The sequence below is a fragment of the Xanthobacter sediminis genome (assembly GCF_043195015.1).
Taxonomy (GTDB): Bacteria; Pseudomonadota; Alphaproteobacteria; order Rhizobiales; family Xanthobacteraceae; genus Xanthobacter.
On record NZ_JBAFWH010000006.1, the window covers coordinates 135,828 to 158,824 of the forward strand.

General features: G+C 67.7%; 24 protein-coding genes. 11 read left to right on the plus strand and 13 right to left on the minus strand.

The features are described from left to right. Position 1 precedes the first annotated feature (1 nt). From tgt to V5F61_RS10140, 4 genes are all read right to left on the minus strand, one after another. Positions 2 to 1,153 (minus strand): tRNA guanosine(34) transglycosylase Tgt, encoded by a 1,152-nt coding sequence (gene tgt, locus V5F61_RS10125; RefSeq protein ID WP_393988304.1) that lies wholly within the window; start codon positions 1,151 to 1,153, stop codon positions 2 to 4. Beyond that, positions 1,150 to 2,235: a tRNA preQ1(34) S-adenosylmethionine ribosyltransferase-isomerase QueA gene (gene queA, locus V5F61_RS10130; protein WP_393988305.1), complete on the minus strand. Its 1,086-nt coding sequence runs from the start codon at positions 2,233 to 2,235 to the stop codon at positions 1,150 to 1,152. Before queA ends, tgt begins: the two co-directional genes overlap by 4 nt. 95 nt (positions 2,236 to 2,330) lie before the next feature. Beyond that, a complete protein-coding gene (locus tag V5F61_RS10135) occupies positions 2,331 to 2,933 on the minus strand; it encodes an exopolysaccharide biosynthesis protein (protein WP_393988306.1) in 603 nt (200 codons plus the stop codon). A gap of 346 nt (positions 2,934 to 3,279) precedes the next feature. Next, positions 3,280 to 3,603 carry an usg protein gene (locus V5F61_RS10140; protein ID WP_393988307.1) on the minus strand — a complete coding sequence of 108 codons (324 nt, stop codon included), beginning with the start codon at positions 3,601 to 3,603 and terminating at the stop codon, positions 3,280 to 3,282. Between the two features lie 418 nt (positions 3,604 to 4,021). On the opposite strand from V5F61_RS10140, the gene groES reads away from it, so the two are divergent. The 7 genes from groES to rpmG all read left to right on the plus strand — a co-directional run bounded on the left by groES (position 4,022) and on the right by rpmG (position 11,728). After that, positions 4,022 to 4,336 carry a co-chaperone GroES gene (groES, locus tag V5F61_RS10145; protein ID WP_393988308.1) on the plus strand — a complete coding sequence of 105 codons (315 nt, stop codon included), beginning with the start codon at positions 4,022 to 4,024 and terminating at the stop codon, positions 4,334 to 4,336. A 92-nt stretch (positions 4,337 to 4,428) separates the two neighbouring features. After that, positions 4,429 to 6,060: a chaperonin GroEL gene (gene groL, locus V5F61_RS10150; protein WP_393988309.1), complete on the plus strand. Its 1,632-nt coding sequence runs from the start codon at positions 4,429 to 4,431 to the stop codon at positions 6,058 to 6,060. 602 nt (positions 6,061 to 6,662) lie between these two features. Then, positions 6,663 to 8,969, plus strand: a complete 2,307-nt coding sequence (rnr, locus tag V5F61_RS10155; protein ID WP_393988413.1) for a ribonuclease R — start codon at positions 6,663 to 6,665, stop codon at positions 8,967 to 8,969. Between the two features lie 14 nt (positions 8,970 to 8,983). After that, positions 8,984 to 9,493, plus strand: a complete 510-nt coding sequence (locus V5F61_RS10160) for a DUF983 domain-containing protein (RefSeq protein WP_393988310.1) — start codon at positions 8,984 to 8,986, stop codon at positions 9,491 to 9,493. Next, the gene (locus V5F61_RS10165; RefSeq protein WP_393988311.1) at positions 9,490 to 10,224 is read left to right on the plus strand and encodes an NUDIX hydrolase; all 735 of its coding nucleotides are present in this window, start codon (positions 9,490 to 9,492) and stop codon (positions 10,222 to 10,224) included. The genes V5F61_RS10160 and V5F61_RS10165 overlap by 4 nt, the downstream gene beginning before the upstream one ends. Positions 10,225 to 10,240: 16 nt before the next feature. Next, the gene (locus V5F61_RS10170) at positions 10,241 to 11,428 is read left to right on the plus strand and encodes an MFS transporter (protein ID WP_393988312.1); all 1,188 of its coding nucleotides are present in this window, start codon (positions 10,241 to 10,243) and stop codon (positions 11,426 to 11,428) included. A 132-nt stretch (positions 11,429 to 11,560) separates the two neighbouring features. Beyond that, on the plus strand, positions 11,561 to 11,728 hold the full coding sequence (gene rpmG, locus V5F61_RS10175) for a 50S ribosomal protein L33 (protein WP_393988313.1): 168 nt from the start codon (positions 11,561 to 11,563) through the stop codon (positions 11,726 to 11,728). Between the two features lie 489 nt (positions 11,729 to 12,217). Here rpmG and V5F61_RS10180 read toward each other — a convergent pair whose 3' ends face one another. Beyond that, positions 12,218 to 12,598, minus strand: a complete 381-nt coding sequence (locus V5F61_RS10180; protein WP_393988314.1) for a response regulator — start codon at positions 12,596 to 12,598, stop codon at positions 12,218 to 12,220. Positions 12,599 to 12,687: 89 nt separating this feature from the next. Between V5F61_RS10180 and V5F61_RS10185 the strand changes: the two genes are divergently transcribed. The 3 genes from V5F61_RS10185 to purB all read left to right on the plus strand — a co-directional run bounded on the left by V5F61_RS10185 (position 12,688) and on the right by purB (position 15,760). After that, entirely contained in the window at positions 12,688 to 13,014 is a 327-nt protein-coding gene (locus tag V5F61_RS10185; protein ID WP_393988315.1) for a DUF3572 domain-containing protein, read from the plus strand. A gap of 63 nt (positions 13,015 to 13,077) precedes the next feature. Further along, on the plus strand, positions 13,078 to 14,370 hold the full coding sequence (locus V5F61_RS10190) for a DNA polymerase IV (RefSeq protein ID WP_393988316.1): 1,293 nt from the start codon (positions 13,078 to 13,080) through the stop codon (positions 14,368 to 14,370). Positions 14,371 to 14,452: 82 nt separating this feature from the next. Further along, positions 14,453 to 15,760, plus strand: coding sequence for an adenylosuccinate lyase (purB, locus tag V5F61_RS10195; RefSeq protein ID WP_393988317.1), 1,308 nt, complete (start codon positions 14,453 to 14,455; stop codon positions 15,758 to 15,760). 94 nt (positions 15,761 to 15,854) lie between these two features. Here purB and V5F61_RS10200 read toward each other — a convergent pair whose 3' ends face one another. The 7 genes from V5F61_RS10200 to purC form a co-directional block, all read right to left on the minus strand. Next, a complete protein-coding gene (locus V5F61_RS10200) occupies positions 15,855 to 16,193 on the minus strand; it encodes a hypothetical protein (RefSeq protein ID WP_393988318.1) in 339 nt (112 codons plus the stop codon). A 6-nt stretch (positions 16,194 to 16,199) separates the two neighbouring features. Then, positions 16,200 to 16,538: a Grx4 family monothiol glutaredoxin gene (gene grxD, locus V5F61_RS10205; RefSeq protein WP_393988319.1), complete on the minus strand. Its 339-nt coding sequence runs from the start codon at positions 16,536 to 16,538 to the stop codon at positions 16,200 to 16,202. 181 nt (positions 16,539 to 16,719) lie between these two features. Next, positions 16,720 to 16,959, minus strand: a complete 240-nt coding sequence (locus V5F61_RS10210) for a BolA family protein (RefSeq protein ID WP_393988320.1) — start codon at positions 16,957 to 16,959, stop codon at positions 16,720 to 16,722. Positions 16,960 to 16,989: 30 nt separating this feature from the next. Beyond that, positions 16,990 to 19,200, minus strand: a complete 2,211-nt coding sequence (purL, locus tag V5F61_RS10215; RefSeq protein WP_393988321.1) for a phosphoribosylformylglycinamidine synthase subunit PurL — start codon at positions 19,198 to 19,200, stop codon at positions 16,990 to 16,992. 28 nt (positions 19,201 to 19,228) lie between these two features. Beyond that, complete coding sequence (gene purQ / locus V5F61_RS10220; RefSeq protein ID WP_393988322.1) at positions 19,229 to 19,927, minus strand: phosphoribosylformylglycinamidine synthase subunit PurQ; 699 nt, start codon at positions 19,925 to 19,927, stop codon at positions 19,229 to 19,231. Positions 19,928 to 20,173: 246 nt separating this feature from the next. Next, positions 20,174 to 20,413 carry a phosphoribosylformylglycinamidine synthase subunit PurS gene (purS, locus tag V5F61_RS10225; protein WP_393988323.1) on the minus strand — a complete coding sequence of 80 codons (240 nt, stop codon included), beginning with the start codon at positions 20,411 to 20,413 and terminating at the stop codon, positions 20,174 to 20,176. A 143-nt stretch (positions 20,414 to 20,556) separates the two neighbouring features. Continuing rightward, complete coding sequence (gene purC / locus V5F61_RS10230) at positions 20,557 to 21,351, minus strand: phosphoribosylaminoimidazolesuccinocarboxamide synthase (protein ID WP_234050378.1); 795 nt, start codon at positions 21,349 to 21,351, stop codon at positions 20,557 to 20,559. A gap of 414 nt (positions 21,352 to 21,765) precedes the next feature. Here purC and V5F61_RS10235 point away from each other — a divergent pair, with 414 nt between their 5' ends. Beyond that, positions 21,766 to 22,086 carry a DUF1476 domain-containing protein gene (locus V5F61_RS10235; protein WP_393988324.1) on the plus strand — a complete coding sequence of 107 codons (321 nt, stop codon included), beginning with the start codon at positions 21,766 to 21,768 and terminating at the stop codon, positions 22,084 to 22,086. A gap of 82 nt (positions 22,087 to 22,168) precedes the next feature. On the opposite strand, the gene rpsD is transcribed toward V5F61_RS10235, so the two are convergent. Further along, the gene (gene rpsD / locus V5F61_RS10240; protein ID WP_393988325.1) at positions 22,169 to 22,786 is read right to left on the minus strand and encodes a 30S ribosomal protein S4; all 618 of its coding nucleotides are present in this window, start codon (positions 22,784 to 22,786) and stop codon (positions 22,169 to 22,171) included. Positions 22,787 to 22,997: the final 211 nt, after the last annotated feature.

Consider the following 22,997-nt stretch of genomic DNA (forward strand, 5'->3'; position numbering starts at 1 on the left):
CTCAAGCTTCCCAGACGGGAAGGTCGCCTCGCGCCCAGCCGTCCTTCACCTCTCCCACGTAGTCGGCGTAGCGCCCGGCGGCGATGGCGTTGCGGGCGCCGTCCATGAGCTGCTGGTAGTAGTGGATGTTGGCCCAGGAGATCAGCATCGCTCCCAGCATCTCCTCGCAGCGCACGAGGTGGTGGAGGTAGGCGCGCGAATAATCCCGCAGCGCCGGGCAGTCGCTCTCCTCGTCCAGCGGGCGGGGGTCCTCGGCGTGGCGGGCGTTCTTCAGGTTGATGCGGCCGAAGCGGGTGAAGGCCAGGGCATGCCGGCCGGAACGGGTGGGCATCACGCAATCGAACATGTCGATGCCCCGCGCCACCGCCTCCAGCAGGTCGTCGGGCGTGCCCACGCCCATCAGGTAGCGCGGCTTGGTGATGGGCAGGTGCGGCTCCACCGTCTCGATCATGGCGAGCATCACATCCTGCGGCTCCCCCACCGCGAGGCCGCCGATGGAATAGCCGGGGAAATCCATGTCCGCCAGCGCCGTGGCGGATTCCACCCGCAGCGCCGGTACGGCGCCGCCCTGGACGATGCCGAACAGCGCCCGCCCCTTCGGCTGCGCTTCGAACGCGCGCTTGGAGCGCTCCGCCCAGCGCAGCGACAGGCGCATGGCGCGGGCCGCCTCGTCGTCGGTGCAGGGCAGGCGCACGCACTCGTCGAGCTGCATCTGGATGTCCGAGCCCAGAAGGCCCTGGATCTCCACCGCCCGCTCGGGGGTGAGCTCGTAGTGGGTGCCGTCCACGTGGGAACGGAAGGTGACGCCGTTCTCGCTCATCTTCCGGAGCGAGGAGAGGGACATGACCTGGAAGCCGCCGGAATCGGTGAGGATGGGTCCGCCCCAGCCCATGAAGCGGTGCAGGCCGCCCAGCTTCGCCACCCGCTCCGCGCCGGGGCGCAGCATGAGGTGGTAGGTGTTGGCGAGCACGATGTCCGCGCCCGCCGCGCGCACCTGATCGAAATAGAGCCCCTTCACCGTCGCCACCGTGCCCACGGGCATGAAGGCAGGGGTGCGGATGGTGCCGCGCGGGGTGAGGATGAGGCCGGTGCGCGCCGCCCCGCTGGTGGCGGAGAGCACGAAGGAGAAGCTGTCGGTGGGCGCGAAGGTCATGGGGCCGCTTGTGGCAGAAGCAGGCAGGCATCGCCATAGGAATAGAAGCGATAGCCCTCCGCGATGGCATGGGCATAGGCGCGCTTCTGCACCTCGTGCCCCACGAACGCCGCCACCAGCATCACCAGGGTGGAGCGGGGCAGGTGGAAGTTCGTCATCATCGCGTCCACCGCGCGGAAGCGGTAGCCGGGCGTGATGAAGATGTCGGTCTCGCCCACGAAGGGCCGGATAGCGCCATCCTCCCCCGCCGCGCTCTCGATCAGCCGCGTGGGCGTGGAGCCGACGGTGACGATGCGCCCGCCGCGCGCCTTCGCTGCGTTCAGCGTGGCGGCGGTCTGAGGGGAAACCTCGCCCCACTCGGCGTGCATGCGGTGCTCGGCGGTGTCGTCGGCCTTCACGGGCAGGAAGGTGCCGGGGCCCACATGCAGCGTCACGGTCACCACCTCGACGCCGCGCGTCTTCACCGCCGCCATCAGCGCGGGCGTGAAGTGCAGGCTCGCGGTGGGCGCGGCCACCGAGCCGTCCACGCGGGCGAACAGGGTCTGGTAATCGGTGCGGTCGCGCGCGTCCTCGGCGCGGCGGGCGGCGATATAGGGCGGAATGGGCATGTGGCCCACCTGGGCCAGGGCATCGTCGAGCGCGGGGCCGGACAGGTCGAAGGCGAGGTCCACCTCCCCCTCCCGCCGCGCCTCCACCCGCGCGTCGAGGGTGCCCAGCATGCAGGCGCCGCCCTCGCGCCCGAAGCGGATGACGTCCCCTTCCCTCAGGCGCTTGGCGGGCTTGGCGAAGGCGGTCCAGCGGTGGCCATCGAGCCGCTTCACCAGCGTCGCCTCCACATGCACGGTGCCGGCGCCCTCACGGGTGCGGGTGCCTTCCAGGGCTGCGGGGATGACGCGGGTGTCGTTCACCACCAGCGCGTCACCGGGCTGGAGGAACTGCGGCAGGTCGCCCACGCGGGCGTCGGCCAGCTCCGGGACGCCGCCGGGGCGCACCACCAGCAGGCGCGCGGATTCACGCGGCTCGGCGGGGCGCAGGGCGATCCGCTCGGGGGGAAGCTCGAAATCGAAGGCGTCGACACGCATCGCGGCAGGCTTGCAGAGATCTTGGAGAGATAAGGAAGGCGCGTTCCTACAGCGGCGGCGCCGGAACGCAAGAGCGGAAGTTGCCGGCAGCGCCTTCAGAAGATGGCGATTGCCCCCTGCCAGATGGCCCAGCTCATCAGCCCGGTGATGACGATGCCGAGGAGCGTCGCCCCGAACCCCGCGAGGATGACGACCCCGTCCCGCTCCACGAGGCCGAGGCCGAACACGCACACGGCGAAGCCGGGCGGCAGGTTACCCAGGAAGGGGATGGGCAGCAGCAGGATGAAGCCCAGCAGCACCACCGTGGCGCCCACCACGCGGCGGGCGGCGGGGCCGGCGAACTGCTCGTAGCGCGGCCGGGAGATGCTCTCGAACTTCTCGATCCAGGGGCGAGACCGGTTGACGATAGCCTCCAGCATGGAGCGGGAGAAGGTGCGGTTGGCGATCTTCTCCGGCAGCCACAGCTCCTGCCGGCCCATGGCCATCTGCAGGCCGATGAGGCCGAGGATGATGCCGCAGATCACCGGGATGCCTGGCGGCATGGGGATGCAATTGGGAATGCCGAAGATGAGGAAGAGGATTCCGAACGCACGGTTCCGCAGCGCGTTGACGAGATCGCCAATGGCCACCTTCTCCCCCTCCTGGGCGGAGAGGACGGCGGCGAGCAGTTCGGACGTTCTGGGGGTGCGGCGGTCCAATGCGGCCTCTTCCACGGCATCTGCCCGGCGGCGAGTTTCCGCAGGGGGCGCCTGTTCTAGCACCGAGAAAGCGGCGGTGTCAGGGCGCAGCCCTCAAGCCGGGCCTGGATACCAGCCCGACGCGGCGTTGCGACGCGGGAGTGTCCCCGACGGGCACTCCGAGGTGGACGAGATCAGCGTGCGCGCCCAACCCCCGCGGGGCGCGCACGCCTCTCGCCACCATCTCCGATCATTAAAACACCGGAGCGCCGCGGGAAACCGGTCGCTATCGGCCTCCCACAATTCTGTCCGGCGGGCGCCGCCCTCCCGGCGCCCGCCGGCTTCGCCGCCTGCTGACCCACGCGGGTCAGTGCAGCACGAACATGCCGTCCACGGTCCGCATCTCCGCCGGCTTGATGAGCCCGCAATGGGCCACGCGCACCGAATGCAGTCGCCCCTCGAGCTCCCGGTGCCAGAACTCCAGGAAACGGTGCAGCTCGGGAAATTTCGGGCACAGATCATACTCCTGCCAAAGGTAACTCTGGAGCACGGAGGGATGATCGGGCATGCGATAAAGAATTTCAGCAGTGGCAAGGCCATAGCCCGCCATCTGCAGCTTGAAGTCATTGGAAACACCACTCTGCGACAAACCGGATGCACGGTCTGAATCGGATGCACTTCTGGACGTCATCGGCAAGACCTCCTGATGCAATGTCGGGTGAACGCTACCCCTACCGGACACCGTGCCGCCGAGCCCTTTCTCCTCCGGCGGCGACGGGATCGATTGTCGGCTCAACAGCCTGGGGCCGCCAAGGTCAAAAAAGCATTTCCGTCTGCAAAAACAATGTACTAGCAGCGATGACAAAAGACTGCTGACAACACTGCGCCCCCGAACGCCGGACCCCCGCGACGCCCACCCGCGCCCAATGCTCGTGGCTAATGTCTTCGCGGTGCAGCATTTTGGCGCCGGCTAGCACTCCGGTAAGTCGAGTGCCAAAAAAGTTCCACATCCCCCTTGCGGGAGCTTTTGGCCGCCCCTAGATGGGCCGTGAGCCGGGCTCATGAGCGTCCGGTGGCTCAAAAAGAAGCAACCAACTGGAGGTTCCCCTATGGGTTTCCGTCCTCTGCACGACCGCGTCGTGGTCAAGCGCATCGACGCCGAGCAGAAGTCCGCTGGCGGGATCATCATTCCCGACACCGCCAAGGAAAAGCCCCAGCAGGGTGAAGTGATCGCGGTGGGCCCCGGCGCCCGCAACGAGAAGGGCGAGCTGGTCGCCCTCGACGTCAAGGCCGGCGACGTGGTGCTGTTCGGCAAGTGGTCCGGCACCGAGGTCAAGATCGACGGCCAGGATCTCCTCATCATGAAGGAGAGCGACATCCTCGGCGTCATCGAAGGCGCGGCGGGCGCCCAGAAGGCGGCCTGATCTTCCCCATCGCCCAGCGGCGGCCCGCCCAGCGGGCCCTGCCCCTTTGAAGATTTCCGGAACATTCGTCCCAAGCTGAAGGAGCAAGGCACATGGCTGCCAAGGACGTGAAATTCTCCGTCGACGCGCGCGACAAGGTGCTGCGTGGCGTGGACATCCTCGCCAATGCGGTGAAGGTGACCCTCGGCCCCAAGGGCCGCAACGTGGTGATCGAGAAGTCGTTCGGCGCCCCGCGCATCACCAAGGACGGCGTGACCGTCGCCAAGGAGATCGAGCTCGAGGATCGCTTCGAGAACCTCGGCGCCCAGCTCGTGCGTGAGGTCGCCTCCAAGACCAACGACCTCGCCGGCGACGGCACCACCACCGCCACCGTGCTGGCCCAGGCCATCGTGAAGGAAGGCGCCAAGGCGGTTGCCGCCGGCATGAACCCGATGGACCTGAAGCGCGGCATCGATGTCGCCGTCGAGGCCATCATCAAGGATCTCGCCGCCAACTCCAAGGCCGTGACCTCCAACGAGGAGATCGCCCAGGTCGGCACCATCTCCGCCAATGGCGACATCGAGGTCGGCAAGTTCCTGGCGGAAGCCATGAAGAAGGTCGGCAACGAGGGCGTCATCACCGTCGAGGAAGCCAAGTCCTTCGAGACCGAGCTCGACGTGGTCGAGGGCATGCAGTTCGACCGTGGCTATCTCTCGCCCTATTTCGTCACCAATGCCGAGAAGATGCGCGTTGAGTTCGAGGATCCCTACATCCTCATCAACGAGAAGAAGCTGACCGGCCTGCAGGAGCTGCTGCCCGTGCTCGAGGCGGTGGTGCAGTCCGGCAAGCCGCTGCTCATCATCGCCGAGGACGTCGAGGGCGAGGCCCTGGCCACCCTGGTGGTGAACAAGCTGCGTGGCGGCCTGAAGGTCGCGGCGGTGAAGGCCCCCGGCTTCGGTGATCGTCGCAAGGCCATGCTGCAGGATATCGCCATCCTGACCGGCGGCACCGTGATCTCCGACGATCTCGGCATCAAGCTCGACAGCGTGAACCTCTCCATGCTCGGCCGCGCCAAGAAGGTCGTGATCGAGAAGGAGAACACCACCATCGTCGACGGCGCCGGCGAGAAGGCCGACATCGAGGCCCGCATCTCCCAGATCCGCGCCCAGATCGAGACCACCACCTCCGACTATGACCGTGAGAAGGCCCAGGAGCGCCTCGCGAAGCTCGCCGGCGGCGTGGCCGTCGTGCGCGTCGGCGGCGCCACCGAGGTTGAGGTGAAGGAGAAGAAGGACCGCGTGGACGACGCGCTCCACGCCACCCGTGCCGCGGTGGAAGAAGGCGTGCTGCCCGGCGGCGGCGTGGCCCTGCTGCGCTCCGTGAAGGTGCTCGAAGGCCTGAAGGTCGACAATGCCGACCAGAAGACCGGCATCGAGATCGTCCGAAAGGCGGTGCAGGCCCCGGCCCGGCAGATCGCCACCAATGCCGGCGATGACGGCTCCGTGGTGGTCGGCAAGATCCTCGAGAACGCCGCCTACACCTTCGGCTACAACGCCCAGAGCGGCCAGTATGTCGACATGGTGAAGGAAGGCATCATCGACCCCACCAAGGTGGTGCGCACTGCGCTCCAGGATGCGGGCTCGGTCGCCGGCCTGCTCATCACCACCGAGGCGCTCATCGCCGAGTTGCCGAAGAAGAACGCCCCCGCGGCTCCGGCCATGCCGGGCGGCGGCATGGACTTCTGAGGTTAATCACGACCTCCGGCGCCGCCCGGTGCCCTTCGCGAAAGCGCAAACCGGAAAACCGGTTTGCTCGGGCGGCGGCATGGACTTCTGAGGCTAATCACGACCTCCGGCGCCGCCCGGCGAATCTTCGCGAAAAAATGCAACCCAGTACGCCGGTTTGCTCGGGCGGTGGCATGGACTTCTGAGGTTAAGTGGGCCTTCAGCACCGCCGCGCAGCACGCGAAGCGCAGGCCGGGGCACCGGTTTGCCAGGCGCAGCCAATGAAAACGGAAACGGCCGGGCGATATGCCCGGCCGTTTTCATTTGCTAAGCCGGCGGGCGCGGCGCAAAAAGCCGACGCGGACTTCCGAAGCCTTCGCCGCGCCGCTGTCACGCATCGCGGTCAAACTCCGCTCCTGCAATCCCGCTAGCCCCGCGCTGCCGTTCCGGATAGCGTCGGCCATCCGCACGGAAGCCGAGCCTTGCCCAAACGCCCCACCCGCCCCTCCTCCTCCCCGCGTCCCGTCAGCGCCCGCCCAGCCAAGACCCGCGCCGGACGCAAACGCGCCGCGGCCGACCACGTGGCGGAAGCCCTCGTCATTGCCCCCAGGGCCACCGGCGAGATGCCCTCCAAGAAGGAGGTGCTGGCCTTCATCGCCAGCCAGAGCGGCACCGTCGGCAAGCGCGAGATCGCGCGCGCGTTCGGCCTTTCGGCCGCGCAGAAGGTGGAGCTGAAGGAGCTGCTGCGCGACCTTTCGGAAGAAGGCACCGTGGACCGGCGCGGCCGCAAGCTGCACGTGCCCGGCGCCCTGCCCGGCGTGGTGCTGGCCGATGTGGTGAGCCGCGACGCCGACGGCGAGCTGGTAGCCGTGCCGGTGGAGTGGGACAGCGAGGAGCACGGCGAGGCGCCGCGCATCATCCTTCAGGCCCAGCGGCGCACTGCCCGCAGCCAGGGCCCGGCGCCCGGCCTCTCGGACCGGGTGCTGCTGCGCATCGTCGAGGGCTCCGGCGAGGCCTATGTGGGGCGCGTCATCAAGGTGCTCGAGAAGGCCCGCAAGCAGACGCTGGGCATCTTCCACGCCCTGCCCAACGGCGGCGGCCGCATCGTGCCCATCGACAAGAAGGCCCACGGCCGCGAGCTGCAGATTCCTCCCGGCGCCGAGCATGAGGCGGAGGACGGCGACCTGGTGGCGGTGGAGCTGATGCGCCAGCGCGTGTTCGGCCTGCCCACCGCGCGGGTGAAGGAGCGCCTGGGCTCGCTGAAGAGCGAGAAGGCGGTGAGCCTCATCGCCCTGCACGCCCATGGCATTCCCCACCAGTTCCCCGAGGCTGTGACCAAGGAGGCGGAGGCCGCCGGGAAGGTGACCGCCCACGGCCGCGAGGACTGGCGCAAGCTGCACCTCGTCACCATCGACCCACCGGACGCCAAGGACCACGACGACGCGGTCCACGCCGTCGCCGACGACGACCCGGACAATTCCGGCGGCTTCATCGTCACGGTGGCCATCGCGGATGTCTCCACCTATGTGCGGCCCGCCTCGGCTCTGGACCGCGAAGCGCTCGTCCGCGGCAACTCAGTCTATTTCCCGGACCGGGTGGTGCCCATGCTGCCGGAGCGCATCTCCAACGACCTGTGCTCCCTGCGCCCGAAGGAGGACCGGCCGGCGCTCGCCGTGCGCATGGTCATCGGCAAGGACGGGCGCAAGAAGGGCCACACTTTCCACCGCATCATGATGCGCTCGGCCGGCAAGCTCGCCTATGCCCAGGCACAGGCCGCCATCGAGGGCCGCGCGGACGAGGTGGCCGACCCGCTGCTGGAGGGCGTGCTGAAGCCGCTCTATGCCGCCTACGCCTGCGTGAAGGCGGCGCGCGACAACCGCCAGCCCCTCGACCTCGACCTGCCCGAGCGCAAGATCCTGCTGAAGGCGGACGGCACGGTGGACAAGGTGGTGGTGCCCGAGCGGCTCGACGCGCACCGGCTCATCGAGGAATTCATGATCCTCGCCAATGTCGCGGCCGCCGAGACGCTGGAGGACAAGCGCACACCGCTCATCTACCGCGTGCATGATGCGCCATCGCTGGAGAAGCTCTCGGCCCTGCGTGACTTCCTGAAGACGCTGGACATCGCCCTGCCGAAGATCGACGCGGTGCGCCCCTCTCACCTCAACCGCATCCTCGCTCTGGTGAAGGACACGGACGTGGCGCCGCTGGTGAACCAGGTGATCCTGCGCAGCCAGTGCCAGGCGGAATATTCGCCGGAGAACTACGGCCATTTCGGCCTCAACCTGCGCCGCTACGCGCACTTCACCTCACCCATCCGCCGCTATGCGGACCTCATCGTGCACCGCGGGCTCATCCGGGTCATGGGCTTCGGTACGGACGGCCTGCCCGAGGAAACGACGGTGGAAGCGCTGGGCGAGGTGGCCGCGGCCATCTCCGTCACCGAGCGGCGCGCCATGGCGGCCGAGCGGGAGACGGTGGACCGTCTCATCGCCCACCACCTCGCCAACCAGATCGGCGCGGTGTTCAAGGGCCGCATCTCCGGCGCCACCAAGGCGGGGCTGTTCATTGCCCTGGACGAGACCGGCGCTGACGGCTTCGTGCCCGCCGCCACCATCGGCGCGGACTACTACCGCTTCGACGAGGTGCGACAGGCCCTCGTGGGCGAGCGCACCGGCGAGATGCACCGCATCGGCGACCGGGTGGAGGTCCGCCTCGTGGAGGCCGCGCCGGTGGCAGGCGCGCTCCGGTTTGAGCTCCTCTCGGAAGGGACGTATGTAAAGGGTGCGCGCGGCCGGCCCGGACCGTCGCGACGTTCCGGCGGAACGAAGAGCGGCCCCGGCCGCGCGCCCTCGCGCGCGGAGCATCCCCACAAGGGATCGCGGGGCGGACCGGGCGGGAGGAGCCCCGGCGGAAGCCGGAAAAGATAGGGACGGAACCGTCCATGCCAATGATCGTCACCACGCGGGCCTTGCCGCCCGCATCCGGAGGCCCGGCAGGCCCTTCGGCCGAAGCCGCCCCCCGCGCGGTGGGCCCGTCCCTCCTGCGCGGCGCCCGCGGCCTGTGCCCCGCCTGCGGCGAGGGTCGCCTGTTCGCGCGCTACCTGAAGGTGGCGCCCTTCTGCGCCACGTGCGGCGAGGAACTCCACCACCACCGGGCGGATGATGCCCCGCCCTATGTGGTGATCCTGGCGGTGGGGCATATCGTGGTGCCGCTGCTGGTGATCGTGGAGGAGCTGTACCAGCCGCCGGTCTGGGGACACCTCGCCCTTTGGCTGCCGCTCACCCTGGCGCTGAGCCTCGTGCTGCTGCCGATCGCCAAGGGCGCGCTGGTGAGCCTGCAATGGGCCCTGCGCATGCACGGCTTCGACCCGTCGAGCGCCGAGCGCGAGCCGCCTCCGGCAGGCGCTCTTCACCCTTCCATCCCGCCAGCCATGACCCCCGCCGCATCATGAATGACTTCGCCACACGACTGACCGAGGCCGAGCGCGGGCAGAACTCGCCCAACGTGCGTCCCAAGGACGCCGCGACGCTCATTCTCGTGGACCGCGCCGGCAAGGCCCCGCGCGTGCTCATGGGCCGGCGGCATCCGAACCTCAAGTTCCTGCCCAACATGTACGTCTTCCCCGGCGGCCGGCTGGAGAAATTCGACAAGGTGATGCCGGTCTACGGCATCGTGGATTCGGACAGCGAGCGCCGCCTCATGCAGGCCGTGCAGCGGCCCACCCTGGACCGTGTGCGCGGCCTCGCAGCCGCGGCCATCCGCGAGATGTACGAGGAGACGGGCCTCCTGGTGGGCACGAAGGACCTCGGCGCCCCGCAGGCCCCCTGCGATGACTGGCGCGCCTTTGAGGCGCGGGGCGTATTCCCGAGCCTGGAGGCGCTCACCTTCGTCGCCCGCGCCATCACCCCTCCCCGCCGCCCGAGGCGCTTCGACACGCGCTTCTTCGTTGCCGATGCGTCCGCGGTGTGCGACGAGGAGCCCGGCAAGGTCGGCGAGAATTCGGAGCTGGTCGACCTCAAGTGGCTCACCTTCGAGGACACGAAGGCACTGGAGCTGCCCACCGTCACCCGCGTGGTGCTGGACGAACTGGCCGCCCGCATCGAGGCCGGCTTCCACGCCCGGCTCCCCGTTCCCTCCTATGCCATGCGGCACGGCCGCTTCGTGCGCACGCTGCTCGACTGACCGGACGTTTTCCTTCATGCACGCCCCGAACCCGCCGCCCACCCAGACGAGCTGGGCGGCCTCGATTGCCGCTGCCATCGCTGCCATTGCCGTGGTGGGGGTGGGCATCAGCCTCTCCATCCCCCTTTTGGCGCTGGAGCTGGAATCGCGGGGCGTGTCGGGCACCCTCATCGGCATCAACACGGCGGTGGCGGGCATCGCCACCGTTGCGACCGCGCCTTTCGTGCCGCAGCTCGTGCGGCGGCTCGGGGTGCGCGCGCTGCTGATTCTCGCCATTGTGCTGAGCGCGGCGAGCCTCATCGCCTTCAAGGCGGTGGATTCGTTCATCCTGTGGTTTCCGCTGCGATTCGCGCTCGGCGCGGCACTGTGCGTGCTGTTCGCGGTCAGCGAATTCTGGATCAATGCGGTCGCGCCACAGCACCGCCGCGGCCTCGTGATGGGCATCTACGCCACCGGCCTCTCGGTGGGGGCGGCGCTGGGCCCGGTCATCCTGAGCGTGACGGGAACCACGGGCTGGGAGCCTTACCTCGCCGGTGCCATGGTGCTGTGCCTCGGCATCATCCCCATCGTGATGGCGCGCGGCATGACCCCGCGCATCCACGAGAGCGAGCACCACGGCGTGCTCTCCTTCCTGCGCAAGTCGCCCACCGCCCTCCTGGCCGCCCTGGTGTTCGGCGCCATGGAAACCTCGGTGATGAGCTTCCTGCCGCTCTATGGCGTGCGCCTCGGCCTCGGCAATACCGATGCGGCGCTTCTGCTCACAGTGGCGGTGATGGGCAACGTGGCGTTCCAGATTCCGCTCGGCCTGGTCTCCGACCGCATCGACCGGCGCATCCTGCTGTTCGCCTGCGCCCTGGCCGGCACCATCGGCGCCGCGATCCTGCCGGCGCTCGATGTGCATTCGGTGGCCTTCCTCGTCGCGGTATTCCTCGCGACCGGCGTGGTGGGCTCGCTCTACACGGTCGGCCTGGCGCACCTGGGGGCCCGCTTCCACGGGGCGAATCTCGCCTCCGCCAACGCCGCCTTCGTGATGTTCTATTCCATCGGCCTCATCGCCGGCCCGCCTCTGGCCGGGCAGGGCATGGACCTCTACGACCCCTACGGCTTCGCCTATGTCATCGCCGCCATGCTGGGCGCTTACGCCCTGCTGGTGGCGGCGCGCCTCGCCTTCGGAAACGAGGCGCTGAAGGCCCCCGGGCCTTGACAATGAAGGGCTGTTAAGGGCATTTCGGCGTATACGAGCCGCCGGTCCGGCAGCGCGTGCGTGTTTCTTTTTGCCGGCATTCGGCTTGCGCGCCAGGAATTGCGCGCCACCAGCGGCACCAGGGATCAAGATATGGCCAAGGCTGCAACCATCAAGATCAAGCTCCTGTCCACTGCGGATACGGGCTCGTTCTACGTCACCAAGAAGAACTCCCGTACCAAGACCGACAAGATCGTGCTCAAGAAGTACGACCCGGTCGTGCGCAAGCACGTCGAGTTCCGCGAGACCAAGATCAAGTGAGGCGCGCGGGGCTTCGCTCCGCCAGCGTTTCCTTGAAGAACGGGGCGCCCCTGCGGCGCCCTTTTCTTTTGGCCGCAGGCATCTCTGGTCGGCAGCGGCCAGCGCGCTCACGCGGCTTCCGCGCAGCCCCGGCCAAGGCGCGTCGAAGCGGCCGAACGGCGCCCGCGCGTGCAGATTACAAAGATGGGAAGGTTCAGGAGGGCTTGGAGGCAAGGTGGCCGGTGGGGAACACGCGGGGAGGCCTCCCGTCAGCGCTCACCCACCGGCCAAACCCCACGGACCCAGGAGATGCGGCGGACCTGAGCACTCCGCAGGGTTGTCCTCAAGGTAGCGACCGCCCTTTGGCGAGTCGCCCCGAAACCATTTTCGCAGGTTCGCATAAATCACGCCCCTGCGGCGGTAGGATCACACATCTATCCACGAAAATTCTAGCGCAGCTCCGAGCTGAGGAAAAGGGCTCGATTCGCCCTTCCGTGGCCCGCGCCGGGTTCAATTCCCGGTGAAGTGGCGCACCGTCTCCAGGAACTTCGCCACCGAGATGGGCTTTGAGAGGTAGGCCTCGCAGCCCCCGGAGCGGATTCGCTCCTCGTCGCCCTTCATGGCGAAAGCGGTCACCGCCACCACGGGAATGGCGCTCAGCTCAGGGTCCGCCTTCAGCTTGCGCGTGACGTCCAGCCCGGAGATCTCGGGAAGCTGGATGTCCATGATGATGAGGTCGGGCCGGTGCGCGCGGGCGAGATCCACCGCCTCCACCCCGGTGCGGGTTTCCACCGTGCGGTAGCCGTGCGCCTCCAAAAGGTCGTGGAAGAGCTTCATGTTGAGCTCGTTATCCTCCACGATCATCACCGTCTTCGACTGGAGGGTCGTCATTGGGCGCCATCCCCGCTTCTCACTTCGCACCACGCCGCGAACGTGCTGGAATGGCGAACAGCTAGAGCCCATTCGTTGCGGAAGCGCAAATGCCAATTCGAGAGAAACCCAAGGGCCTGCAGGCCCAGCGCGCCGCGGCGCAGGAGGTGGCGGTGGCCGCGCTCTCCTTCATCGCCGCTGACGGCGAGCGCCTGGTGCGATTCCTGGCCGAGACCGGCCTCTCCCCCGCCAACCTGCGCGAGGCCGCCGGCCGCAAGGACTTCGGCGCCGGCGTGCTCGCCTATGTCATGTCCGACGAGCCGCTGCTGGTCGCCTTCGCGGCAGCCCAGCAACTCGACCCCAGGCATGTGGTGAGCGCCTACGCCATCCTTTCCCCCCTGGAGGACCCCGGCCAGGACGCCCCCCAGCCCCTGTGAGTCGTCGCGCAACGGGGCCCCGCCCCCGTTGCACCCACGCGCGACGCACGGCAGAATCGGGCCATGCCCGCCCTCCCCCCAGGCTTCTGCCGCGACTGCCTCGCCGACGCCGGCGCCGGCCCCCGCTGCGATGCATGCGGCAGCCCGCGCCTGGCGCGCCATCCGGAGATCGACACCCTCTCCATCGCCCATGTGGACTGCGACGCCTTTTTCGCGGCCGTGGAGAAGCGCGACAATCCTGCGCTGGCGGATGTTCCGCTCATCATCGGCGGCGGCAAGCGGGGGGTCGTTTCCACCGCCTGCTACATCGCGCGTATTTCCGGCGTGCGCTCGGCCATGCCCATGTTCAAGGCCAAGGCCCTGTGCCCGGATGCCGTGGTGCTGCCGCCGAACATGGAGAAATACCGCGTCGCCGGCCGGCAGGTGCGCGCCATGATGCAGGCGCTCACCCCCCTGGTGGAGCCGCTCTCCATCGACGAGGCCTTCCTCGACCTTTCGGGCACGCAGGCGCTGCACGGCCTCACCCCGTCGCGCACCCTCGCCCGCTTCGCGCGGGAGGTGGAGGAAAAGGTGGGCATCAGCGTCTCGGTCGGCCTCGCGCCCAACAAGTTCCTGGCCAAGACCGCCTCCGACCTCGACAAGCCGCGCGGTTTCTCCGTGCTCGGCGCGGAGGAGGCGGCAGCCTTCCTGGCGCCCCGGCCTGTCACCTTCATCTGGGGCGTGGGCGCCGCCTTCGGCAGCCGGCTGGCGCGAGACGGCTTCCACACCATCGCCGACCTGCAGCGGGCGGAGTCCTCCGACCTCGCCCGCCGCTATGGCGCGGAAGGGCTGCGCCTGTCCCGCCTCGCCCAGGGCATCGACACCCGCGCGGTGGAACCCCACCGTGAGGCGAAGAGCATCTCGGCCGAGACCACCTTCGACACCGACATCGGCGCACTGCGCCCCCTGGAACAGACGCTCTACGGCCTCGCGGAGGAGGTAAGCGCCCGCCTGAAGCGCTCCGACCTTTCCGGCCGCACCGTGACGCTGAAGCTGAAGACGGCGGATTTCCGCCTGCGCACCCGCTCGCGCACCCTGGAGAGCCCCACCCGCCTCGCCGGCCGCATCTATGCCAGCGCCCACGAACTGCTGCTGAGGGAAGCCGATGGCACGCGCTTTCGCCTCATCGGGGTCGGCGTCTCCGAGCTGGAGCCGGGCAGCGCCGCCGACCCGGCCGACCTCGTGGACCCTTCCGCCGAGCGGCTGAAGGCAGCAGAGACGGCCATGGACGCGCTCGCCGCCAAGTTCGGGCGCGGCGCGGTCTCGCGAGGGCTGATGCTCGATTCCGACGTCCGCCAGCGGCGCAAGGGGCGGTGAGCCCCCACGCGCCACGGGTGCTACTCTTTCCGGCCGCGATCTGCTAGAGCCAGCCCTCGCCTGAGATTTCACGAGTGCTGCGATGATCCCCCGTTATAGCCGGCCCCAGATGGCCGACATCTGGTCGCCCGAAGCCCGCTTCCGCATCTGGTTCGAGATCGAGGCCCACGCCGCCGACGCCCTCGCCGAGCTGGGCATCGTGCCCAAGGAGGCGGCCGCGAAGATCTGGGAGCTGGGCGGCAAGGCCGAGTTCAACATCGACCGCATCGACGAGATCGAGCGGGAGGTGAAGCACGATGTCATCGCCTTCCTGACCCACCTCGCCGAGTTCATCGGGCCCGAGGCGCGCTTCGTGCACCAGGGCATGACCTCCTCCGACGTGCTGGACACCTGCCTCGCGGTGCAGCTCACCCGCGCCGCCGACCTGCTCATCGCCGATATCGACGCGCTGCTGAAGGTGCTGGAGCGCCGGGCGTTCGAGTTCAAGCTCACGCCCACCGTGGGCCGCTCCCACGGCATCCACGCCGAGCCTACCACCTTCGGCGTCAAGCTCGCCATCGCGGCCGCCGAGTTCCAGCGGGCCCGCGCGCGTCTCGTCGCCGCCCGCGCCGAGATCTCCACCTGCGCCATTTCCGGTGCGGTGGGCACCTTCGCCCACATCGACCCCCGCGTGGAGGAGCATGTGGCGGAAAAGCTCGGCCTCACCGTGGAGCCCGTCTCCACCCAGGTGATCCCGCGTGACCGCCACGCCATGTTCTTCGCCACCCTGGGCGTGGTTGCCTCGTCCGTGGAGCGGCTCGCCACCGAGGTGCGCCATCTCCAGCGCACCGAGGTGCTGGAGGCCGAGGAGTATTTCTCTGAGGCCCAGAAGGGCTCCTCGGCCATGCCCCACAAGCGCAACCCGGTGCTCACCGAGAACCTCACCGGCCTCGCCCGCATGGTGCGCGCCTATGTGACGCCGGCGCTGGAGAACGTGGCGCTCTGGCACGAGCGCGACATCTCCCACTCCTCCGTGGAGCGCATGATTGGCCCGGACGCCACCGTGACCCTGGACTTCGCCCTCTCCCGCCTCACCGGCGTGATGGACAAGCTGGTGGTCCACACGGACAACATGCAGAAGAACATGGACAAGCTGGGCGGCCTCATCCACTCCCAGCGGGTGCTGCTGGCGCTGACCCAGAAGGGCGCGAGTCGCGAGGACAGCTATCGCCTCGTGCAGCGCAACGCCATGAAGGTCTGGCGCGGCGAGGGTGACTTCCGCACCTTCCTGCTCAACGATGCGGATGTGCGCAAGTACCTCTCCGAGGACGACATCAACGAGAAGTTCGACCTGGGCTACCACTTCAAGAACGTGGACACCATTTTCAGGCGTGTCTTCGGCCACGCCTGAAAACTGGCCGCGCAAAAGAAAAGGCCCGCCGCGAGGCGGGCCTTTTTCATGTCTGTCATAGCCTGGCACTTCGGCCGGGCCTTCACCGCCCGCCTCAGAGCATTCCGATCAGGATGCCCAGAAGCAGCGCGATCACCGGAAGCCAGATGGTGGCGATCGCCATGTCCCGCCGCCCGCGCCGCCACATGGGCAACGCCAGCAGCGGGGCGATGACGCACACGGCGAGCGTCAGGCTCCAGCCCAGGATCGCCGCCCCTTCGCCACCGGCGCCCTGCCCTGCGCCGAACACCACGCCCGAAAGCGCGAGCAGCAACACCACCAGCGCGGCATCGGCCAGAAGACCGAGCGCTGCCGCCACCTTCATCGCCCATCCCGCCGGCGCGGGAACGGGCGAAGGCACCGGCTGCGGCGCCTCTACAGCCTCTTCGCTCACGCGCGGTCAGCCGATGGCCTTGTCGCGGATGGCGATGCCCTTTTCCTCCAGGAGCGGGATCAACTCGCCCGACTGGAACATCTCGCGCACGATGTCGCAGCCGCCGATGAACTCGCCCTTGATGTAGAGCTGGGGAATGGTCGGCCAGTTGGCATATTCCTTGATGCCCTGGCGGACGAAGTCATTCTCCAGCACGTTCACGCCCTTGAAGGGCACGCCGACGTGATCGAGGATCTGCACCACCTGCCCCGAGAAGCCACACTGCGGGAACTGCGGGGTGCCCTTCATGAAGAGGACCACGTCGGACGACTTCACAATGCCGTCGATATCTTCGCGAATGCCCATGAGATCAGATCCAAGCTGCCGGGCCGAAACATCCGGCCCACTGCCCTGAAGATCGGCCCTCCCCGGTCAAAGTGCAAGGTCCGCGTTCCGCCCAGCTTCCTGCCACGCCACGCAAAAATGCCCGGGCATGGCCCGGGCATGATGCTTGGAACGCGCGCTTGGCCCTGAGGAGCGGGCAGGCTCAGCCTTTCTCAGGAACGGACGTGTGCAGCGCCAGGGCGTGCAACTCCCCGCCCATGGTGCCCCGGAGCGCCGCATAGACCATCTGGTGCTGCTGCACCCGGCTTTTGCCGCGAAACGCCTCGGAGACGATGCGGGCGGCATAGTGGTCCCCGTCCCCCGCGAGGTCCTCGATCATCACCGAGGCGTCGGGAAGGGCTGACTTGATGAGCGCTTCGATATCGCGGGCCTGCATCGGCATGCGGTTCGTTCCTCCGGCAAGGGCGCGTCTTCAGGAGGCGCCCATGTAGATGGGCAGCCACGTCTCGTGGCGGTCCCTCAGCGATTCGACGATGATCGAACGGTCGCCGGGCAGGATCAAGCGGTCGCCGCCGGTCTTGCCGAGCTTCGTCACCGGCACGCCGGCCGCCTGGGCGTGGCGGATGACCTCCACGCCGTGGCCCGAGGGCACCGTGACCACGTAGCGCGCCTGATCCTCGCCGAACCACCAGGCATAGGCATCCATGCCCTCCGCCGGCGCTTCCAGCGAGGCGCCCATGTGACCGGCCATGGCCATCTCCGCCAACGCCACCAGCAGGCCGCCGTCGGAAATGTCGTGCACCGCGGTCGCGATGCCGTCCTGGATGAGGGCGCGCACGAAATCGCCGTTCCGCTTCTCCGCCACGAGGTCCACGGGCGGCGGCGCGCCCTCCTCCCGCTCGCACACGGTGGCGAGGAAGGCGGAGGCACCGAGCCAGCCTTTGGTCTTGCCGACGAGCAGGACCAGTTCGCCGGAGGCCTTGAAATCCAGCGTCATCGCCTGGGCGAGATCGTCGATGAGGCCGACCCCGCCGATGGACGGGGTGGGCAGGATCGCCTGGCCGTTGGTCTCGTTGTATAGGCTCACGTTGCCGGAAACGATGGGGAAGTCCAGCGCCTCGCAGGCGGCGCCGATTCCCTTCACGCAGGCCACGAACTGGCCCATGATCTCAGGCTTCTCGGGATTGCCGAAATTGAGGTTGTCCGTCGCCGCGATGGGCAGCGCGCCCACTGCGGTCAGGTTGCGCCACGCCTCGGCCACAGCCTGCTTGCCACCCTCGAAGGGGCCGGCCTCGCAATAACGGGGCGTCACGTCCGTGGTGAAGGCCAGTGCCTTGGGGCCGTCATCCACCCGCACCACGGCCGCGTCGCCACCGGGCTTCTGCACGGTGTTGCCCAGGATGAGGTGGTCGTATTGCTCCCACACCCAGCGCTTGGAGCACAGGTCCGGCGAGGCAATGAGGCGCTCCAGCGCATCCGCAACCGAAAGGGAGGTGCGCACCTCCGCCGGGTCGATCACGGGACGCTCAGCCGGCTCGTTATAGGGCCGGTGGTATTCAGGCGCCTCGTCGCCCAGCTCCTTGATGGGCAGGTCGGCTTCCACCTCCCCCTTGTGCTTCACCACGAAGCGCAGGGTATCGGTGGTGTGGCCCACCACGGCGAAGTCGAGGCCCCATTTGCGGAAGATAGCCTCGGCCTCTTCCTCCTTGCCATCGGCGATCACCATGAGCATGCGCTCCTGGCTCTCCGAGAGCATCATCTCATAGGCGGTCATGCCCTGTTCGCGACAGGGCACGGCGTCCAGGTTCAGCTCCACGCCCAGATCGCCCTTGGCGCCCATCTCCACCGCGGAGCAGGTGAGGCCGGCGGCGCCCATGTCCTGGATCGCCACCACGCAGCCCGCCTGCATGATCTCAAGGCACGCCTCGAGCAGCAGCTTTTCCGCGAAGGGGTCGCCCACCTGCACGGTGGGGCGCTTCTCCTCCGCATCGGCGCCGAACTCGGCCGAAGCCATGGTGGCGCCGTGGATACCGTCGCGCCCCGTCTTGGAGCCGAGATAAACAATGGCGCGGCCCACGCCGGTCGCCGCAGCGTAGAAAATCTCGTCTGTCTTGGCGATGCCGACCGCCATGGCATTGACGAGAATGTTGCCGCTATAGCGCTTGTGGAAGCCCACCGAGCCGCCCACCGTGGGCACACCGAAGGAGTTGCCATAGCCGCCGATGCCGGCCACCACACCCGCCAGCAGGCGGCGGGTCTTGGCGTTGTGGCAGTCGCCGAAGCGCAGCAGGTTGAGCGCCGCGATGGGCCGCGCGCCCATGGTGAAGACGTCACGCAAGATGCCACCCACCCCGGTCGCCGCGCCCTGGTAAGGCTCGATGAACGAGGGGTGGTTGTGGCTCTCCATCTTGAAGACGACCGCCTGACCGTCTCCGATGTCCACCACGCCGGCGTTCTCGCCGGGGCCCTGGATCACGCGCGGGCCGGTCGTGGGCAGGGTGCGCAGCCACACCTTGGAGGACTTGTAGGAACAGTGCTCGTTCCACATTGCGGAAACGATGCCGAGCTCCGTGACGCTCGGCTCGCGGCCGATGAGCTTCACGAAGTGTTCGTACTCCTCCGGCTTCAGGCCATGCTCGGCCACCAGTTCCGGGGAGATGCGGGGCGTGTTGGGAAGGGTCACAGCGGGTCGATCCGAATTGGGGCGGGCGTCACGCCGCTTTGAGGGCGCCGGCGAGGCTTTCGAACAAGCCGCGCCCGTCGGTCGGGCCGATTTCCGGCTCGATGTAGTTTTCCGGATGCGGCATCATGCCGAGCACGTTGAACTTCTCGGAATAGATGCCGGCGATGCCGTTGATGGAGCCGTTGGGGCCGTCTGTCTCGTCGATCTGGCCATCCGAGCGGGCGTAGCGGAAGGCCACGCGGCCCTCCTTCTCCAGCTCGGTTATGGTGGCCTCGTCGGCGGTGTAGTTACCCTCGCCGTGGGCGATGGGGATGCGGATGAGATCCGCCTTGCGATAGGCCTTGGTGAAGGCGGTGTCGGCCCGCTCCACGCGCAGCAGCACCTCGCGGCAGACGAAACGCAGGCGCGCGTTGCGCACCAGCACGCCCGGCAGCAGCCCGGCCTCGCACAGGATCTGGAAGCCGTTGCAGATGCCCAGCACCAGGCCGCCCTTGGCGGCGTGGGCGCGCACCGCATTCATGATATTGGCGCGGGCGGCGATGGCGCCACAGCGCAGGTAATCGCCATAAGAGAAGCCGCCGGGCAGCACCACGAGATCGGTGCCTGCCGGCAGCTCATGCTCCGCGTGCCAGACGATGTTCGGCTTGGCGCCGGCGACGAGCCTCAGGGCACGCGCGGCATCCCGCTCGCGATTGGAGCCGGGGAAGAGGATGACGGCAGGTTTCATGGTCTCTCTATGGGCGACGGCGCGGTCCGGGCGGCGTGCGATGCGCAGGGCGGGCGCACCGTGGCCGTCCGCGAGCACGAAGATGGCGCCATGGGGTGGTTCACGTCCTGCGGGAAGCCTGCGGCCAGCACACGGACACCAGGGGCGTTCCGCCGGAAGCCATCCGGTCGACCATCATGGATCAGCTCGCTTGCGATCTCAGCCATGGGTTCTCCCGGCGGCACCGGCATGCAGCTTACACCAAGCTCAGGCGAACTCGATCCGGTAGGTTTCGATCACGGTATTCGCCAGCAGCTTGTCGCAGGCTTCCTTCAGCGCGGTCTCGGCGGTGTCGCGGTCGTTGCCCGCGAGTTCCACGTCGAACACCTTGCCCTGGCGCACGCTCTGCACCCCGTTGACGCCGAGCGAGCGCAGCGCGCCCTCGATGGCCTTGCCCTGCGGGTCCAGCACCGCCGACTTCAATGTGACGATCACGCGTGCCTTCATGACACCTTCTCTCGTTTCGCGCGCCGTGCGCGCCGGTTTCCGCCGCGCCGGCCAGCCGGCACGGCCTCGACCGAACGCAAACGGGGGCCTTAGGGCCCCCGCGTAGCACTATTTGCAGACCGGGCTCAATGCCCCGTCCAGCCTCACTTGACCAGCACCGGGCCCTTGCCCTGGGTGTTCTCGTTCTCCATGAGGATACCGAGCCGGCGCGCTACTTCCGTGTAGGCCTCGACCAGACCGCCCATGTCGCGGCGGAAACGATCCTTGTCCAGCTTGTCGTTGGACTTGATGTCCCACAGCCGGCACGAATCGGGGCTGATCTCGTCGGCGACGACGATCCGCATCATGTCGTTTTCCCACAGGCGGCCGCATTCCATCTTGAAATCCACAAGACGGATGCCCACGCCGAGGAACAAGCCGGACAGGAAATCGTTGACGCGGATCGCAAGCGCGATGATGTCGTCGATTTCCTGCGTGGTGGCCCAGCCGAAAGCAGTGATGTGCTCTTCCGACACCATCGGGTCGTTGAGCGCGTCGTTCTTGTAATAGAACTCGATGATCGAGCGCGGCAGCTGGGTGCCTTCCTCGATCCCGAGCCGTGTGGAGAGCGAGCCGGCCGCCACGTTGCGCACCACGATCTCCAGCGGGATGATCTCCACCTCGCGGATCAGCTGCTCGCGCATGTTCAGGCGGCGAATGAAGTGAGTCGGCACGCCAATATCGTTCAACCGGGAGAAGACATACTCCGAAATCCGGTTGTTGAGCACGCCCTTGCCATCGATGACATCGTGCTTCTTGGCGTTGAAGGCGGTCGCGTCATCCTTGAAGTGCTGGATGAGAGTGCCGGGCTCCGGACCTTCATAGAGGACCTTCGCCTTGCCTTCGTAGATACGGCGGCGGCGCGACATGGGTGTATACCGTCGATTGAGGAAATCCATGGGTGTGCCAAGGCTCCGTTCTGGTGACGCTCCTCGGCGGGGCGCGGCTGGCTGTCGGACAGTTGACACCGAACCCGTGCGGACACTAGCCGATCCCGAGCCCGGACACAACGCAACTGCGTCAATCATGCAAACGTCGCAGGCTTTTCGCCGGCCAACGGTATGCTGCTCCCTCCTGCCCCGCTTTGTCTCGTTCAACCTTCCGACGGAAAGGCTTCTTCCTGATTCTGCGATGGGTTACGATGGAACTTGCGATAATATGACCGCGACATGGGGCAGCGGGCGACTGCCGTTGATCTAGGGAGAGGCGCCCTATATTCAAGGCACGCGCGCGGGCGGAAGGAAGCTTCTGGGCACCGTGCTAATCAATCCCGGTTCCAAGCCGGTTACGAAATCGTCACGAAGAGGGCTACGATGACCACGTTCGACAAGCGCGAGGAAGGGTTTGAAAAGCGCTTCGCGCTGGACGAGGAAACCCGCTTCAAGGCGCTCGCCCGTCGCAACAAGAAGCTTGGCCTTTGGGCCGCTCAAAAGCTCGGCCTCTTCGGAGAGGCAGCGGAGGCTTACGCTAAGGAAGTGGTGATCGCCGATCTCGAGGAGGCCGGTGACGAAGATGTGTTCCGCAAGCTGCGCACGGACTTCGATGCCAAGGGCGTCGCCGTGTCCGACCACCAGATTCGCCGGAGCATGGACGAGTTCCTGGCCGCGGCGGCCGCGGAGATGAAGGCGGGCTGACCCGCACCCTCCCGCCAAGGCTTCGCCTCAACAAAAAAGGCCGCCCCGAAGGGCGGCCTTTTCCTTGTTCTCGCCGAAGAGATCAGCGCGAGTAGAACTCGACCACCAGGTTCGGTTCCATCTGCACAGGATAGGGCACCTCGTTCAGCTCGGGCACGCGGGCGAAGCGCACCGCGGGCTTGCTGGCGTCGACCTCGAGATAATCGGGCACGTCGCGCTCGCCGAGCTGCTGGGCCTCGAGCACGAGAGCCAGCTGGCGGGAGGCTTCCTTCACCTCGATCACGTCACCCACCTTCACGAGGTAGGACGGGACATTCAGGCGCTTGCCGTTGACCTTGATGTGGCCATGCGACACGAACTGGCGGGCGGCGAAGATGGTGGGCACGAACTTGGCGCGATACACCACGGCGTCCAGGCGGCGCTCCAGGAGGCCGATCAGGTTCGCGCCGGTGTCGCCCTTCAGGCGGCCGGCTTCCACGTAGGTCTTGTGGAACTGCTTCTCGCCGATGGGGCCGTAATAGCCCTTCAGCTTCTGCTTGGCGCGCAGCTGAACGCCGAAGTCGGACAGCTTGCCCTTGCGGCGCTGGCCGTGCTGGCCGGGGCCGTACTCGCGACGGTTCAGCGGGCTCTTGGAGCGGCCCCAGATGTTCTCGCCAAGACGGCGGTCGATCTTGTGCTTGGCCGCAATGCGCTTGCTCATGTAACGCGGATCCTTGATGTTCTGGTGTTAAGTGGGATCGCGCCCCTCCTCTGCGGACGCCCTCCGGCCCGAGGGCACGAAGGTCTTCCGCCGACAGGCCCTTGCAGCGCGCTGCCGCAAGACGCCACGGGTGCGTGAAACGCCAAACGGGCCGAAGGCGGCCCGAAAGGTTCGCGCCTCTTAAGGGCTCGCGCGCGGGAAGTCAACGTTT

What these genes read in the sequence shown, in the direction of transcription:
- tgt (WP_393988304.1), bottom strand. Translation starts at nt 1,153, where the DNA reads ATGACCTTCGCGCCCACCGACAGCTTCTCCTTCGTGCTCTCCGCCACC.
- queA (WP_393988305.1), bottom strand. Translation starts at nt 2,235, where the DNA reads ATGCGTGTCGACGCCTTCGATTTCGAGCTTCCCCCCGAGCGGATCGCC.
- V5F61_RS10140 (WP_393988307.1), bottom strand. Translation starts at nt 3,603, where the DNA reads ATGACGTCCAGAAGTGCATCCGATTCAGACCGTGCATCCGGTTTGTCG.
- groES (WP_393988308.1), top strand. Translation starts at nt 4,022, where the DNA reads ATGGGTTTCCGTCCTCTGCACGACCGCGTCGTGGTCAAGCGCATCGAC.
- groL (WP_393988309.1), top strand. Translation starts at nt 4,429, where the DNA reads ATGGCTGCCAAGGACGTGAAATTCTCCGTCGACGCGCGCGACAAGGTG.
- rnr (WP_393988413.1), top strand. Translation starts at nt 6,663, where the DNA reads ATGCCCTCCAAGAAGGAGGTGCTGGCCTTCATCGCCAGCCAGAGCGGC.
- V5F61_RS10160 (WP_393988310.1), top strand. Translation starts at nt 8,984, where the DNA reads ATGCCAATGATCGTCACCACGCGGGCCTTGCCGCCCGCATCCGGAGGC.
- V5F61_RS10165 (WP_393988311.1), top strand. Translation starts at nt 9,490, where the DNA reads ATGAATGACTTCGCCACACGACTGACCGAGGCCGAGCGCGGGCAGAAC.
- V5F61_RS10170 (WP_393988312.1), top strand. Translation starts at nt 10,241, where the DNA reads ATGCACGCCCCGAACCCGCCGCCCACCCAGACGAGCTGGGCGGCCTCG.
- rpmG (WP_393988313.1), top strand. Translation starts at nt 11,561, where the DNA reads ATGGCCAAGGCTGCAACCATCAAGATCAAGCTCCTGTCCACTGCGGAT.
- V5F61_RS10180 (WP_393988314.1), bottom strand. Translation starts at nt 12,598, where the DNA reads ATGACGACCCTCCAGTCGAAGACGGTGATGATCGTGGAGGATAACGAG.
- V5F61_RS10185 (WP_393988315.1), top strand. Translation starts at nt 12,688, where the DNA reads ATGCCAATTCGAGAGAAACCCAAGGGCCTGCAGGCCCAGCGCGCCGCG.
- V5F61_RS10190 (WP_393988316.1), top strand. Translation starts at nt 13,078, where the DNA reads ATGCCCGCCCTCCCCCCAGGCTTCTGCCGCGACTGCCTCGCCGACGCC.
- purB (WP_393988317.1), top strand. Translation starts at nt 14,453, where the DNA reads ATGATCCCCCGTTATAGCCGGCCCCAGATGGCCGACATCTGGTCGCCC.
- grxD (WP_393988319.1), bottom strand. Translation starts at nt 16,538, where the DNA reads ATGGGCATTCGCGAAGATATCGACGGCATTGTGAAGTCGTCCGACGTG.
- V5F61_RS10210 (WP_393988320.1), bottom strand. Translation starts at nt 16,959, where the DNA reads ATGCCGATGCAGGCCCGCGATATCGAAGCGCTCATCAAGTCAGCCCTT.
- purQ (WP_393988322.1), bottom strand. Translation starts at nt 19,927, where the DNA reads ATGAAACCTGCCGTCATCCTCTTCCCCGGCTCCAATCGCGAGCGGGAT.
- purS (WP_393988323.1), bottom strand. Translation starts at nt 20,413, where the DNA reads ATGAAGGCACGCGTGATCGTCACATTGAAGTCGGCGGTGCTGGACCCG.
- purC (WP_234050378.1), bottom strand. Translation starts at nt 21,351, where the DNA reads ATGGATTTCCTCAATCGACGGTATACACCCATGTCGCGCCGCCGCCGT.
- V5F61_RS10235 (WP_393988324.1), top strand. Translation starts at nt 21,766, where the DNA reads ATGACCACGTTCGACAAGCGCGAGGAAGGGTTTGAAAAGCGCTTCGCG.
- rpsD (WP_393988325.1), bottom strand. Translation starts at nt 22,786, where the DNA reads ATGAGCAAGCGCATTGCGGCCAAGCACAAGATCGACCGCCGTCTTGGC.